A 14,318-nucleotide genomic window follows, 5' to 3' on the forward strand; every position below is an offset into this window, starting at 1 on the left:
TCTATCGTCACCGCGATCCCGCGCTGGCCGCCGTGCTGTCGCAGGGCCTTCAGCTGGAGAAGGCCGCAAGCGGCGACGACATGAAGCCGAAGCCCGGCAATGCGGTCGCGCAGATGCGGCAAGTCGCGCGCGGCGCCGCAAAAGTGATGGCGTCCGACGACGGCCCGCGCATCGCAGCGCTCGCTTTCGACGGCTGGGACACGCACGCCAATGAAGGCGGGCCGATCGGTCGCCTCGCCTTCCTGCTCGGCGGGCTCGACGGTGCGCTCGCCGAATTCGAAACCGGCTTAGGGGAACGCTGGCGCGACACCGCCGTGGTGGTCGCCACTGAATTCGGCCGCACCGCGCGCATCAACGGCACCGATGGCACCGATCACGGCACGGGAACGATCGCGCTGCTCGCCGGCGGCGCGGTGAAGGGCGGCCGCGTCATTGCCGACTGGCCCGGCCTCAAGCCCGCCAACCTCTTTGAGGCCCGCGACCTCAAGCCCACCACCGATCTGCGCTCGGTGATCAAGGGCGTGCTGCAGGGCCAGTTCGGCCTGTCCGATCGCGTGCTGGCGGAGACGGTGTTTCCGGATAGCGCAAGCGCACGTCCGATGAAGGGGCTGGTTACCTGACTGCGATTCCGGGCTCGCGCCTTGCGGCGCGTCCCGGAATGACGACATGATTAGCCGAACATCAGGAGACCATCCCCATGTACATCGCCATGAACCGCTTCCGCGTCGTCAAGGGCTCCGAGGCCGCCTTCGAGCAGGTCTGGCTTTCGCGCGATACCCATTTGGACAAGGTACAGGGTTTCGTCAAATTTCATCTGCTGCGTGGGCCCGAGCTCGAGGACCACACGCTGTACGCCTCGCACACGATCTGGGCCAACCATGCCGCTTTCGAAGCCTGGACCAAATCGGATGCTTTTCGTGCCGCGCATGCGCGGGCCGGCGACACCAAGCCGACCTATCTCGGCCATCCCCAGTTCGAGGGCTTCGAGGTGATCCAGACGGTCGGACATGGCGCCAAGTAGCGCGCCACTTCGCAACGATCAGCCCAGCGTGATCTTATCGATCTCCGCCATCTCCTCCGCACCGAGCTTCCACGCAATCGCCCTCACGTTCTCCTCGACCTGCTCGACGCGGGTGGCGCCGGCAATCACGCTCGACACTTGCGGGCGCGCGGCGAGCCAGGAGAAGGCGAGCTCGAGCATGCTGTGGCCGCGCGCTTTCGCGAAGGCCGTGAGCTTCTCGACGATGTCCTCGTTGCGCGGCGTGACGTAGCGGTCGCGTAACGCCGGTACCTTGCCGAAGCGCGTATCGGTCGGGGCCGCCGCGCCGCGCTGGTACTTGCCGGTGAGGAGCCCACTTGCAAGCGGGAAGAACGGCAGGAGGCCGAGCTTGTACTCCTGTGCGGCCGGCAGCAGGTCCTTTTCGATGTCGCGCACCAGCAGGCTGTATTCATCCTGGCAGGACACGAAGCGGCTGACATTCATCGCGCGCGCGGTGAATTCGGCTTCCGCCATGCGCCAGGCCGGAAAGTTGGAATTGCCGATGTAGCGCACCTTGCCCTGACGGATGAGATCGTCGAGCGCGCGCAGCGTCTCCTCCATCGGCGTCAGCGGGTCGTAATCGTGCTGCTGATAGAGATCGATATAGTCGGTCTTGAGCCGCGTCAGGCTCGCCTCGACTGCGTTCATGATGTAGCGGCGCGAAGCGCCCTGCTTGGTTCCGTCGGTCGCCATCGGCTTTGAGTATTTGGTGGCGAGCACGATCTCCTTGCGGCGGTCGCCGAGCACGGTGCCGAGCACCGTTTCCGAACCGCCCATGCCGGCATAGATGTCGGCGGTGTCGAACAGCGTAATGCCGAGATCGAGCGCGCGATGGATCACCTTGCGCGAGGTCTCCAAATCCGTGCGCTGGCCGAAATTGTTGCAGCCGAGCCCGACCGCAGACACGCGCAGGCCGGAGGCGCCGAGATTACGAATTTCCATGGGAGATCCCTGTCGGAGATAGGCAGGGGCGCATTGTGACTGCGCTGCGCCGCTGCAGCAAGCCGCGCGCCGCGTTGCTGCCATGCTGACAAGGAACTGCGGACAACGACTGCCGACAAAAAAATGCGGCCCCTGTCAGACGCGGCGACTGACGGGGACCGCTTTGGGGCGCTTGATCGGTGACGGGGGCTGATCAGACGCAGCTGCAGCCTAGTCCCGCTATGTTACGCGCGGGTGACAGGCAAAGTTATCCACAGGCCCCGTCGCGACGATCAGAATATGTTGCGATAGACGATGAACCCGGAACGCTCGGCGACCTTGTCGTACAGACCCTGCGCCGTGACGTTGGTCTCATGCGTTTGCCAGTACACGCGCGGGGAGCCTGCGAGCTTCGCGCGCTCGTAGACGCCGTGGATCAGCGCCGAGCCGACACCTTTGCCGCGTGCGTCCTCGGTCGTGAACAGGTCCTGCAGATAGCAGGACGGCTCGATCGCGGTGGTGCTGCGGTGAAACAGGTAATTCGTCATCCCGAGCAGGCGGCCGTCGCTCTCGGCGACCAATCCGTGCACCGGCTCATAGGCATCGAAAAAGCGCTGCCACGTCACGCGCGTGATTTCGGGCGAGAGCGCGGTCGGGCCGGAGCGGCCGTAGAAGGCGTTGTAGCCGTCCCACAGCGGCAGCCATTGATCGTAGTCCTGCCTGGTGACGGGGCGAATGGTGAGCGACATATGAAATTCCCGCGATCGATGAGGCGTCCTTCATACGTGATGAGAGGCGTGCCGATCAATCGCGCATCACTCCGCGACGCGCAGATAACGGATCAGCTTGCGGCCTGCGGGATCGCGCAGTGAGCGGTAGTAGTCGGCGCGGGACGGTGCATCGGTGTGGCGCACCAGGTCGGTCACGGGCGTGTAGCTCAGCATGCGCCCGCCATCGGGCAGCGCGGCACAGACGAAGCGCAACACCTCGCCATTGCGCAAGGCGATGTTGATCGGCGTGGCATCGCCGATCCGCACCATCTCCATGCGCTGTGCGATGAAGGTGCCGAGCTCGTCCTGGGGCAATTCGAACGCGCCGGTGTCGCGGCCGTGATACATCAGCGCGATGAACGGCGGCTTGCCGTCGGCGATGTCGTCCGGCACCGCAAAATAGTCGCGGAACGCGCGGTTGATGAATTCGGCGCGCGTCTCGGCGTCGAGCAGCACGATGCCGATATCGACCTGGTCGAGTGCGGCCGACAGCCGCGCGGCGATGGCGTGGCTCCGACGCTCGGCGGCAAACGTGCCGAGCAGCCGCTGGCGCATCAGGCCGGTGATGCCTGCGGTGCCCGCGGCGGCCGCCGCCAGGAGGCCGAGCCGGATCATATCCGCCGTGGTCAGGCCTGAAACGCCGTGCTGGCTGAGGAGCAGCAGTGCCGCGCCGATGACGGCGATAGCTGCGCTGGCGACGGCGGAAGCGGGACCCGAGAGCGCGCCGGCGAGCGCCACGATGCAGACGAGCAGCGGCGCGGGCGAGGGAATGGGGACGAAGCGATCGAAAAACATCGCCGGCAGCAAAGTCGCTGCCGTCAGCGCCGGACCGGAGATCGCACGCCATCCCAACCGCATGGGCCTGTCTCGCTCCTTCCTGAACGAGGTAAGGCGGCAACACTGACCGAACATTGCGCCATTGCGATGCGGTTTCGCGCGGTGTGCTTAAGGTGCGCTTTGGCTCACGCGCAAAGCTTTCGGATGATTTTAGACCAAATGCGCGTGCCTGAGACGTTGTTGCAGCGCGGGCGCATTCAGCGTCGACGTCCCTTGGCCCTTGCGTGTGCCGACGAAGATCAACAGCGATGCCGCGACGAGGATGGCCGCGGTCAGGGTGATTGCAACGATGACCACAGGTGATTTCATCGAAATCCTGTCGCGATGCCGGTCGGTGCGGGCCACGCGGCGCCTTGAAGGCGGGTCCAGGATGAAGCGGGAATCAGACCGGCAGGCCCATCGCCATGGTCGCCTTGGTCGACAGCACCGTCAGGGTGACGATCAGGCACAGCGAGAGCGCGGCGACGGCGAGCGAGGCCGCGACCGCATTGGTCAGCCGGGAAGACGAAACGGTAGCGGGTGGGCCCTGAAAGCCTGCCGTGCCGGACACCCGAATCATGGTCTAAATCCTTCAACGCGCGAGCGAATCACCCGCGACATCGAACAATTTCACTGTTGCAATCGGCAATATTGCGGCGGCCAGTCGAGGGAAAATGGCGAGATTGCGGCAATGGTGACCCTTATGCCCGCTATTCGCCAGAGCGCGATCCCTCAGGCGCCAGCGGCGATGCTGGCGGGATCCTCGATGTCGGCCGGCCGCCAGTCCATTGCGACGAAGCCGGGCGCCGCTTCCACGCGCTTGAGCCAGTCACGGATCGCCGGGAAGGTCGAGAGGTCGAAGTCGCAGCGGTCGGCGAGGTGGGTATAGCCGTACAGCGCGATGTCGGCGACCGTGAGCTGCCGGGCCGCAAAATAGGCGTTGGTCTTGAGGTGATTCTCCATCACCTGGAGCGCGCCATAGCCGCGCTCCATCCAGTCCTCCAGCGAATGAGTCTGCAGGTCGCGGCCGCCCCTTACCAGCGACAGCCAGAAATAGGCCGCGCCGATGTTCGGCTCCAGCGCGTGCTGCTCGAAGAACATCCATTGCAGCGCGTCGGCGCGATCGATGCGGTTCTCCGGCGCGAGCGGCGTGCCGACGGCGACATACCAGAGAATGGCGTTGGACTCGGCGAGATAGCGATCGTCGCCGACCTCGAGCAGCGGCACCTGGCCGGACGGGTTCTTGGCCAGGAAATCCGGGGTGCGGCTCTCGCCGCGCAGAATGTCCACCTCGACCGCTTCGTAAGGCAAGTTCAGCAGCGCCAGCGCAAGGCGGACCTTGTAGCTGTTGCCCGAGCGCTGCATCGAATAGAGCTTGTACATTCTGAGGAGATTCCGGAAGACGGGAGGGCGCGGCGCTTGTTGCCTCGCAACGCGGCTAAACAATGATGCCGATGCGAATCCGCCGCAAGACCCGGCCAATAGAAAAACTCGAAAACCCTACCGCATTGCAATGCGGCGGAAGATCATTTTCGTGCGACCATCCAACTCAGTTCACGCTTGCGTCACCACGCGGGATGCAAGGCGCCTGCATTGGTGTAGCGCAAGCGCTCGCGTTTCGTCGTGGCCGGGCTTGACCCGGCCATCCACGTCTGAGCTACGCAGCAGAAGAACGGATGCCCGGGCCTTCGCCGCGCCGAAGCGGCTTGGGCCGCGCAGGCGGGACAAGCCCGGGCATGACGACGGTCTGGATTTCGCGGCGATCAACCCGCCAAAATTGCTCCGAGGACACGCCTTGTCGGATATGTGGGATTTGCCTGGCAAAGTTGCGGGAAATTGCGGGAAATCACGGCTTGATGCGCGCCAGACACGTAAACTTTTGCGGGATCGGACCGAAGTTTCTTGCGGTGCAACGGCACTCGTTTTAGGGTGGCTCATTCCCACAATCGGAGTCGTGAAGCCAAAGGGTTCACGACGCTTGTCAGGAGATGACGATGTCCTTCCTTGCCGCTGCGCTCGACCGTGTGAAGCCGTCCGCGACCATCGCGGTCACGGATAAAGCACGTGCGCTGAAAGCGGCGGGCCGCAACGTCATCGGCTTAGGTGCCGGCGAGCCCGACTTCGACACGCCCGCCAACATCAAGCTGGCCGCGATCCACGCCATCGAAGCGGGCAAGACCAAGTACACCGCGGTCGACGGCATTCCCGAGTTGAAGGAAGCCATCATCGCCAAGTTTCAGCGCGAGAACGGCGTCGTCTATAAGGCGAACCAGATCATCGTCGGCACCGGCGGCAAGCAGGTGCTCTACAACGCGCTGATGGCAACCATCAATCCGGGCGACGAGGTGATCATCCCCGCGCCGTACTGGGTCAGCTATCCCGAGATGGTGGCGCTGGCCGGCGGCGAGCCGGTGCCGGTGGTCTGCACCGCCGCGACCGGCTTCAAGCTCCAGGCCGAGGCGCTCGAGCGCGCGATCACGCCGAAGACCAAATGGGTGATCCTGTGCTCGCCGTCGAATCCGACGGGAGCTGCCTACACCAGGACCGAGCTCAAGGCGCTCACCGACGTGCTGGTCAAGCATCCCCACGTCTGGGTGATGACCGACGACATGTATGAGCATCTCGTCTATGACGACTTCCAGTTCACCACGGTCGCGCAGGTCGAGCCGAAACTCTACGACCGCACGCTCACCGTGAACGGCGTGTCGAAGGCCTATTGCATGACCGGCTGGCGTATCGGCTATGCCGGCGGCCCGGCGCAGCTGATCAAGGCGATGTCGACGATCCAGTCGCAGTCGACCTCGAACCCGTCGTCGATTGCGCAATGGGCCGCGGTTGAGGCGCTGAACGGTCCGCAAGACTTCATCCCCGCCAACAACAAGGTCTTCAAGGAGCGCCGCGACCTCGTCGTCTCCATGCTCAACCAGGCCAAGGGCATCGAGTGCCCGCGTCCCGAGGGTGCCTTCTACGTCTATCCGTCCTGCGCCGGCACCATCGGCAAGACCGCGCCGTCGGGCAAGGTGATCGACAATGACGAGACGTTCGTTACCGAGCTGCTCGAGACCGAAGGCGTCGCCGTGGTGCAGGGTTCGGCCTTCGGCCTCGGACCCGCGTTCCGCATCTCCTACGCAACCAAGACCTCGGACCTCGAAGACGCCTGCAAGCGCATCCAGCGCTTCTGCGGCAATCTGCGCTGAACTCGCAGACATGAAGTAACATCAAAGGGCCCGCGCAATGCGGGCCCTTTTTCTTTCAAGTCTGCACGATCTGGCGCCACGGGAACTGTTGTGGCATAGACCATCGCGCGGCGTGTGCCGCGCCCCCATGCTCGCATCGCATTCATCGCCGGAGATTTTCATGCGCCGTTCACTCCTCCTCGCCGGGCTTGCCGCTGCGAGCCTCGTTGCCTCGGTTGCGGGCGCCAGCGCGCAATCGCGGATGGTGCAGGTGGGCGTGCTCGAATGCCGCGGCGGCGCCAGCGTGGGCTTCATCGTGGGATCGGTGACCCATCTCGGTTGCGTGCTGCGGGTCGATGGTTTGCCGGACGACCGTTACGTCGCGACCATCCGCAAGGTCGGTCTGGATATCGGCATCACCCAGGAGACGGCTTTGGCGTGGGGCGTGTTCGCGCCGGTGAACCGGCTCGGCCCGGGCGACCTCGCCGGCAACTACGCCGGTGCGCAGGGCAGCGCCTCGGTCGGTGTCGGCCTCGGCGGCAACGTGCTCGTCGGCGGCTCCAACAATTCGATCGCGCTCCAGCCGCTCAGCGTGCAGGGCCAGGTCGGCCTCAACGTCGCCGCCGGCCTCGAGAGCCTGGAACTCCGCCCGGGCCGTTAACAACTCCCGTGTGTGAATCGCGTCGCTCCGGCGCGATTCCCGCGACGACGCACCGCAGCGACGTTTGATGCTTGCCAAATCTCGGGGACGGGCAGAGCATCGGCGTTTGCCGACCCAATCATGGGCCGAGCTCCACACCAAGGAGGCGGCGAATGGGACAAGACGTCAGAAGTCCCCGAGGTCCACGGTGCATCGCGCTGGTGGGCCCTTTCCAAAGCGGTAAAACCACACTTCTCGAAGCGATCATGGCACGAACCGGCACGATCCCTCGCGCCGGCAGCGTCGATGCCGGAACCTCCGTCGGCGACGCCACGCCAGAGGCCCGTCATCACAAGATGACCGTCGGGCTGACTGCCGTCACCACGAGTTTCATGGGCGACAGCTACACCTTCCTCGATTGTCCCGGTTCCGTGGAATTTGCCCACGACATGCGCGCCGCGCTGCCCGCGGTCGATGCCGCAATCGTGGTCTGCGAAGCCGACGAGAAGAAGCTGCCGCAGCTTCAGATCATCCTGCGCGAGCTGGAGGAGCTGAAGATCCCGCGTTTCCTGTTCCTCAACAAGATCGACCGCGCCAACAAGCGCATCCGCGAGACGCTCGAGATGCTCCAGCCCGCCTCTCGCGTGCCGCTTGTGCTGCGCCAGATCCCGATCTGGAAGGACGAGCTGATCGAGGGCTTCGTCGATCTCGCGCTGGAGCGCGCGTTCATTTACCGCGAGCACAAGGCCTCCGAAGTGGTCGCGCTTCAAGGCGGCGATCTCGATCGCGAGAAGGAGGCCCGCTTCTCGATGCTGGAGAAGCTCGCCGATCACGACGATGCGCTGATGGAGCAGCTGCTCGAGGACATTCCGCCACCGCGCGATGCCGTGTTCGACGATCTCGCCCGCGAACTGCGCGACGGGCTGATCTGCCCCGTGCTGCTCGGCGCCGCCGCACGCGAAAACGGCGTGCTGCGTTTGATGAAAGCGTTGCGCCACGAGGCGCCCGGTATCGCGGAGACCGCAAAACGTCTCGGCGTTCCCGAGACCAGGGACGTCCTCGGCTTCGTCTTCAAGACGCTGCACTCGCAGCACGGTGGAAAGCTGTCGCTGACACGGATGCTCGCCGGCCATCTCGACGACGGTGCCACCCTGCAATCCTCCTCCGGCGGAGCCAGCCGCATCTCCGGCATCCTCGCCGTCACCGGAGCCTACGACACCAAGCGTGCCGCGGCGGAAGCCGGCGACACGGTGGCGCTCGCCAAGCTCGACCCGATCAAGACCGGCGACACGGTCTCGAACGGCAAGACCCAGCCGGCAGCGCTCGCCGCCAGCGAACCCACTCCGCCGGTGCTCGCGATCTCGGTTGCGGCCACCGACCGCAAGGACGACGTCAAGCTCGGCCAGGCGCTGATGCGGCTGCACGAGGAGGATCCTTCGCTCGTCTTCGTGATGAACGCGCAGACTCACGACACCGTGCTGTGGGGGCAGGGCGAGATGCATCTGCGCGTCGCGAGCGAGCGGCTACGCGACCGTTTCGGCGTCAAGGTCGCCTCGCATCCACCCGCGATCGGCTATCAGGAAACCATCCGCAAGCCGATCGTCCAGCGAGGCCGCCACAAGAAACAGTCCGGCGGCCATGGCCAGTTCGGCGATGTCGTGCTCGACATCAGGCCGCTGCCGCGCGGCGAGGGCTTCAGGTTCGCCGAGAAGGTGGTCGGCGGTGCGGTGCCCCGCAACTATATCGGCGCGGTGGAAGAGGGCGTCGTCGACGGGCTTGCGCGTGGCCCGCTCGGTTTCCCGGTCACCGATTTGCAGGTGACGCTGACCGACGGCTCCTATCACAGCGTCGATTCCTCCGACCTCGCCTTTCGCACGGCGGCGCGGGTCGGGCTCAATGAAGGCCTGCCGCAATGCCAGTCGGTGCTGCTGGAGCCGATCCACGTGGTCGAGATCGTCTGCCCGACCGACGCCACCGCCAAGATCAACGCGATCCTGTCGGCGCGTCGCGGCCAGATCCTCGGCTTCGACACCCGCGACGGCTGGAGCGGATGGGACTGCGTCCGCGCCATGATGCCGGAAGCCGAGATCGGCGAGTTGATCGTCGAGCTGCGCTCGGCCACGGCAGGCGCCGGCAGCTTCACCCGCCAGTTCGACCACATGGCCGAAGTCACGGGGCGCGCCGCCGACCAGATCATCGCTGCGCATCAGCACGCGGCGTGAGCTGCCTCTCGCAGTGAGGCACGTACTGCTCTCGCCCTCTCTCCGTTCGTACGGGGAGAGGGCGACGCGGAGCACGTGGCGGCGAGGGCCCTCTTGCGTTCGGCTCAACTTGATGTATTTTACATCATTGTGCATGCTCCAGACATCATTTATAATCGTTCATACGTGAGGCCAAGGTGATCACGTCGTTCCAGATGCGGGCAGCGCGCGCGCTGCTCGGCATTGACCAGAGGGCCTTGGCGGAGCTTGCAGGCGTATCGCTGCCGACCATTCAGCGGATGGAGGCGAGCACCGGCAACGTCCGTGGCGTGGTCGAGACCTTGATGAAGGTGGTCGAAGCCTTTGATCGGGCCGGCGTCGAGCTGATCGGCGAACAGGCGCGCAGCGAAGGCGGCGGACGTGGCGTTCGGCTCAAGGAGCCGGGGCCGCCGCGTCGGGTGGGGGCGTGATCCCGCAAATGATCATGCTCGGAGGCAGTCTTAACTAACGCACCGTCGCGCCCCGATACGCGGCCGCACGATGCATCGGAGCGTCGTGGGCAGCGGAGCATTTTGCTGAAATGAGCATCACAGGCGAACACGCAGGCAAGCTGCACCAGCTTCGTCGGCCGACCTTCACCGAACTCTATCTGCCAAAGCTCGTCACCGTATGGCGCGAGGGCTACGGCCTATCGGATTTCCGCGCCGATGTGTTTGCGGGCCTCACAGTTGCGATCGTCGCGCTGCCGCTGTCGATGGCGATCGCAATCGCCTCCGGTGTGACGCCGGACCGCGGACTTTACACCGCTGTTGTCGGCGGCTTCATTGCGTCACTGCTCGGCGGCAGCCGGTTCCAGATCGGCGGTCCTGCCGGCGCCTTCATTGTGCTGGTTGCGGCGACCGCCGACCGTCACGGGGTCGACGGCGTGATCCTGGCGACGCTGATGGCGGGCCTGTTCCTGATCGCTGCGGGCTTCCTGCGGATCGGCACCTATATCAAGTTCATTCCGTATCCGGTGACGGTCGGCTTCACCGCCGGCATCGCCGTCATCATCTTCGCCAGCCAGCTGCGCGATCTCGGCGGGATCACGCTCCTCGCGAAGGAGCCGAGCGAGTTCGTTCCGAAACTGGTCGCCCTTGCCGGCGGCCTGCACACCGTCAATCCGTCGGCCGTCGCGGTCGCGATCGTCAGCATTGCCATCATCGCCGGCCTGCGACGTTGGCTGCCGTCCTGGCCGGGCATCCTGATCGCGGTCGTGCTCGCGGCGGTCGCATGTGCCGTGCTGTCGCTGCCGGTCGAGACCGTCGGCTCTCGCTTCGGCGGCATTCCGCGCGAACTGCCCTCGCCGGCCTTGCCTGCGTTCTCGCTCGCGAAGGCGACCGCCGTGCTGCCGGATGCGATCTCTTTCGCGCTGCTCGCCGCCATCGAATCGCTGCTGTCGGCGGTGGTGGCCGACGGCATGACCGGTCGCCGTCACCGCTCCAATTGCGAGCTGGTGGCGCAAGGCGCCGCCAATGTCGGCGCGGCGCTGTTCGGCGGCATCTGTGTCACGGGGCTGATCGCGCGTACCGCGACCAACATCCGCGCCGGCGCGCGGGGGCCGCTCGCGGGCATGCTGCATTCGGTATTTCTGCTGCTGTTCATGCTGATCGCAGCGCCGCTCGCGAGCTACATCCCGCTGGCCGCGCTCGCCGCCGTGCTCGTCGTGGTGGCTTGGACCATGGCGGAGAAGCACGAATTCGCGACGCTCCTTCGCTCGTCATGGGGCGATGCCGTGGTGCTGCTCGCAACCTTCCTGCTCACCATCTTCCGCGATCTGACCGAAGGGATTCTGGTCGGCTTCGCGCTCGGCGCGGTGCTGTTCATCCATCGTATGGCGGAAATGACCGGCATCGAGGAACGTTCGCCGATGGTGGCCGCCGATCGTCCCGACGACGAAAATGGCGAGCGCGTGCCTTACGACCCCGCGCTCGCGGTCGATCGCGACGTGCTGGTCTATCGCATCACCGGCGCGTTCTTCTTCGGCGCGGCCTCGGCGATCGGCAGCGTGCTCGACGGCATCGCCGACAAGCGCAAGGGATTCGTGGTCGATTTCGCCGCGGTGCCGTTTTTGGATTCGACCGCGGCCAACGTGCTCGGCCGCGTCGCCGCCAAGGCCCACCGCCAGGGCATCCGGCTGTTCATCACGGGGGCGTCGCCTGCGGTGCGCCGCGCGCTGCTCACCCATGGCGTCACGCCGCCACGCGCCCGCTATCGCGAGACCATCGCGCGTGCGGTCGCCGACATCAAGGGTGGCGCGGCGCAGCCCGCGGCCGGTGAGGCGGGCACGACCTGACGTCGAGCCTCTCCCGAGACGGCCCGCGCGCTTGACAGGGCTAGCGGGACGCGAAATGGATCGCCTCCGAAACGACCCCAGGGGAGGACGACCGTGACCAAGGCTCCCGCAGCCTGTCTGATCGGATGGCCGGCTGCGCATTCGCGCTCGCCGCTGATCCATCGTTACTGGCTGCGCACGCTCGATATCGAGGGCGGCTATGTCATCGAGGCGGTTCCACCCGATAATCTGCGCGACTTCGTGCTGCGGCTGTCGCTGCGCGGCTTCGTCGGCGCCAACGTCACCATCCCGCACAAGGAGGGCGTGCTTGAGCTCTCGACGCCCGATGCCCGCGCGCGGGCGGTCGGTGCGGCCAACACGCTGTGGTTTGCGGACGGCGAGCTGCACTCGACCAACACCGACGTCGAGGGCTTTATCAGCAATCTCGATGCCAGCGCGCCCGGCTGGGACGCAGCCGAAGAGGCGCTGGTGCTGGGCGCCGGCGGCTCCTCGCGCGCCATCGTGTTCGGGTTGCTCGAACGGGGCATCAGTTGCGTCCATCTCGCCAATCGCACCATCGCCCGGGCCGAGATGCTTGCAAGGCAGTTCGGGCCGAACGTGCATCCTGTTGCGTGGGACAGCATCCACGACATTCTGCCGCGTGCAAACCTTCTCGTGAACACGACCTCGCTCGGCATGGACGGCCAGCCTTCACTCGACCTTGACGTGGCGCGCCTGGCGGATGGCGCCGTGGTCGCCGATCTCGTCTATGTCCCGCTGGTGACGCCGCTGCTCGCGGCCGCACAGGCGCGCGGGCTGAAAACCGCCGACGGGCTCGGCATGCTGCTGCATCAGGCGATCCGCGGCTTCGAGCTGTGGTTCGGCCAGCGGCCGCAGGTCACGGCCGAGCTGCGCGCGCTGGTCGAGGCCGATCTCACAAAGACTTGAGAGAATAGCGCGTAACCTCCGGAGTTCTATGTCCGTAGGGACAATAGGGCGCAATCGGAGACCATCATGTCTGTTCAACGTGCAACTTTCACACGTCCGCTCATCGCCGTCGCGATGGTGGCCGTCTCGACCCTCTCCGCACTTGCGCAAAGGGCGCCGGTGCCGACGCGCGTGCGCGGCACGATCGAAAGCGTCAATGGTGACACGATGCAGGTCAAGGCGCGCAGCGGCGAGGACGTCAAGCTGCACATCGCCTCCGACGTGAACGTGTCGGGCATTACCAGGATTTCACTTGCCGACATCAAGCCCGGCTCCTTCGTCGGCGCCACTACCGTGCCGGGACCGGACGGCGGCGCGAACGCGGTCGAGGTCCACGTGTTTCCGGAGAGCATGCGCGGCACCGGCGAGGGCTCGCGCCCCTATGACCTCAAGCCCAACTCCAGCATGACCAATGCGACCGTGTCGGAGAGCGTGGTAGGCAATGACGGCCATACGCTGCTGGTCAAGTACAAGGACGGCGAGAAGAAGGTGTTCGTCGCCGACAATACGCCGGTGGTGACCTTCGTGCCCGGCGACAAATCCGATCTGAAGGCCGGCGCCAAGGTGATCGCCTTCATGAAGCAGCTGCCGGACGGCTCGTTCGAAACCAACCGCGTCAGCGTCGGCCGCGACGGCCTGACGCCGCCGATGTAAACGGAGACTAACAACATGTCGAACAGAAGCTGGATATCACGCGTTGGCGTGGCCGCATTCGCCGCCTGCATCGTCACGTCATCCGCCCTGGCGCAGCAGACGCCGACGGTCCGCATCCGCGGCACCATCGAGAGCGTCGACGGCAACACGCTCGGAATCAAGACCCGCGAAGGCAACGACGTGAAGGTGCGCATGACCGACAACGTCGCGGTCTTCGCGGTGGTGAAGACGTCGTTGTCGGAGATCAAGGACGGTTCCTATATCGGCGTCACCGGAATGCCTGAGCCCGACGGCACCCAGAAGGCGATTGCGGTGCACATCTTCCCTGAAAACCAGCGCGGCGCGGCCGAAGGTTTTCGTCCCTGGGATGCGCGCGCCAACTCGACCATGACCAACGCCACCGTGGCGCAGACGGTGAAGGGCACCGACGGCCAGAACATCACGGTCAAGTACAAGGACGGCGAGAAGAAAGTCGTGGTGCCCACGGACACGCCGATCGTCACCTTCGTGGCCAGCGACAAATCCGAGCTCAAGCCCGGCGCCAAGCTGATCATTTTCGGTGCGGTGAAGAAGGACGATGGTTCGCTGGAAGCCAACCGGGTCAACGTCGGCCGCGATGGGGTGACGCCGCCGATGTGAAGGTGCTGCTGCGGCGACATCTTCAGTGTCGTCCCGGCGAAGGCCGGGACCCATACCCCGTGATCTATCGTTGGGCGCAGGTCTCAGTACCGCGCGAAGGTTGAATAACTAGCAATCTTCGCCAAACTACTCGCTGTGGCTATGGGTCCCGGCCTTCGCCG

16 protein-coding genes are annotated in these 14,318 nt (G+C 65.4%); 10 read left to right on the forward strand and 6 right to left on the reverse strand.

Going from position 1 to position 14,318, the window contains the following annotated elements; genetic code table 11:
* A partial coding sequence (locus IVB47_RS27110) for a DUF1501 domain-containing protein (protein WP_247465865.1) occupies window positions 1–620 on the forward strand: 620 nt, incomplete at its 5' end.
* 77 nt (window positions 621–697) lie between these two features.
* Window positions 698–1,021, forward strand: coding sequence for an antibiotic biosynthesis monooxygenase (locus IVB47_RS27115; RefSeq protein ID WP_247465868.1), 324 nt, complete (start codon window positions 698–700; stop codon window positions 1,019–1,021).
* Between the two features lie 18 nt (window positions 1,022–1,039).
* On the opposite strand, the gene IVB47_RS27120 is transcribed toward IVB47_RS27115, so the two are convergent.
* The 6 genes from IVB47_RS27120 to IVB47_RS27145 all read right to left on the reverse strand — a co-directional run bounded on the left by IVB47_RS27120 (window position 1,040) and on the right by IVB47_RS27145 (window position 4,929).
* Entirely contained in the window at window positions 1,040–1,981 is a 942-nt protein-coding gene (locus IVB47_RS27120; RefSeq protein WP_027565354.1) for an aldo/keto reductase, read from the reverse strand.
* Window positions 1,982–2,253: 272 nt separating this feature from the next.
* On the reverse strand, window positions 2,254–2,709 hold the full coding sequence (locus IVB47_RS27125) for a GNAT family N-acetyltransferase (RefSeq protein ID WP_247465870.1): 456 nt from the start codon (window positions 2,707–2,709) through the stop codon (window positions 2,254–2,256).
* Window positions 2,710–2,775: 66 nt separating this feature from the next.
* Window positions 2,776–3,588 (reverse strand): PAS-domain containing protein, encoded by an 813-nt coding sequence (locus tag IVB47_RS27130; protein WP_247357993.1) that lies wholly within the window; start codon window positions 3,586–3,588, stop codon window positions 2,776–2,778.
* Window positions 3,589–3,717: 129 nt separating this feature from the next.
* Window positions 3,718–3,912 carry a hypothetical protein gene (locus IVB47_RS27135; RefSeq protein WP_155809328.1) on the reverse strand — a complete coding sequence of 65 codons (195 nt, stop codon included), beginning with the start codon at window positions 3,910–3,912 and terminating at the stop codon, window positions 3,718–3,720.
* A gap of 37 nt (window positions 3,913–3,949) precedes the next feature.
* Window positions 3,950–4,126, reverse strand: a complete 177-nt coding sequence (locus tag IVB47_RS27140; RefSeq protein WP_197031094.1) for a hypothetical protein — start codon at window positions 4,124–4,126, stop codon at window positions 3,950–3,952.
* 152 nt (window positions 4,127–4,278) lie between these two features.
* Window positions 4,279–4,929 carry a glutathione S-transferase family protein gene (locus IVB47_RS27145; protein ID WP_007596746.1) on the reverse strand — a complete coding sequence of 217 codons (651 nt, stop codon included), beginning with the start codon at window positions 4,927–4,929 and terminating at the stop codon, window positions 4,279–4,281.
* A gap of 611 nt (window positions 4,930–5,540) precedes the next feature.
* Here IVB47_RS27145 and IVB47_RS27150 point away from each other — a divergent pair.
* The 8 genes from IVB47_RS27150 (at window position 5,541) to IVB47_RS27185 (ending at window position 14,157) form a co-directional block, all read left to right on the forward strand.
* On the forward strand, window positions 5,541–6,743 hold the full coding sequence (locus IVB47_RS27150; RefSeq protein ID WP_007596745.1) for a pyridoxal phosphate-dependent aminotransferase: 1,203 nt from the start codon (window positions 5,541–5,543) through the stop codon (window positions 6,741–6,743).
* Between the two features lie 160 nt (window positions 6,744–6,903).
* On the forward strand, window positions 6,904–7,383 hold the full coding sequence (locus tag IVB47_RS27155; protein WP_247357995.1) for a DUF992 domain-containing protein: 480 nt from the start codon (window positions 6,904–6,906) through the stop codon (window positions 7,381–7,383).
* 152 nt (window positions 7,384–7,535) lie between these two features.
* A complete protein-coding gene (locus IVB47_RS27160; RefSeq protein WP_247465874.1) occupies window positions 7,536–9,584 on the forward strand; it encodes an elongation factor G in 2,049 nt (682 codons plus the stop codon).
* Window positions 9,585–9,760: 176 nt separating this feature from the next.
* The gene (locus IVB47_RS27165; protein ID WP_007614761.1) at window positions 9,761–10,033 is read left to right on the forward strand and encodes a helix-turn-helix transcriptional regulator; all 273 of its coding nucleotides are present in this window, start codon (window positions 9,761–9,763) and stop codon (window positions 10,031–10,033) included.
* 110 nt (window positions 10,034–10,143) lie between these two features.
* On the forward strand, window positions 10,144–11,898 hold the full coding sequence (locus IVB47_RS27170; protein ID WP_247465877.1) for a SulP family inorganic anion transporter: 1,755 nt from the start codon (window positions 10,144–10,146) through the stop codon (window positions 11,896–11,898).
* A gap of 93 nt (window positions 11,899–11,991) precedes the next feature.
* Window positions 11,992–12,825, forward strand: coding sequence for a shikimate dehydrogenase (locus tag IVB47_RS27175; RefSeq protein ID WP_247465882.1), 834 nt, complete (start codon window positions 11,992–11,994; stop codon window positions 12,823–12,825).
* Window positions 12,826–12,891: 66 nt separating this feature from the next.
* A complete protein-coding gene (locus IVB47_RS27180; RefSeq protein WP_007596731.1) occupies window positions 12,892–13,518 on the forward strand; it encodes a hypothetical protein in 627 nt (208 codons plus the stop codon).
* 15 nt (window positions 13,519–13,533) lie between these two features.
* Complete coding sequence (locus IVB47_RS27185) at window positions 13,534–14,157, forward strand: hypothetical protein (RefSeq protein ID WP_247465886.1); 624 nt, start codon at window positions 13,534–13,536, stop codon at window positions 14,155–14,157.
* Window positions 14,158–14,318 lie beyond the last annotated feature (161 nt).

Source organism: Bradyrhizobium sp. 62, from assembly GCF_023073035.1.
GTDB lineage: Bacteria > Pseudomonadota > Alphaproteobacteria > Rhizobiales > Xanthobacteraceae > Bradyrhizobium.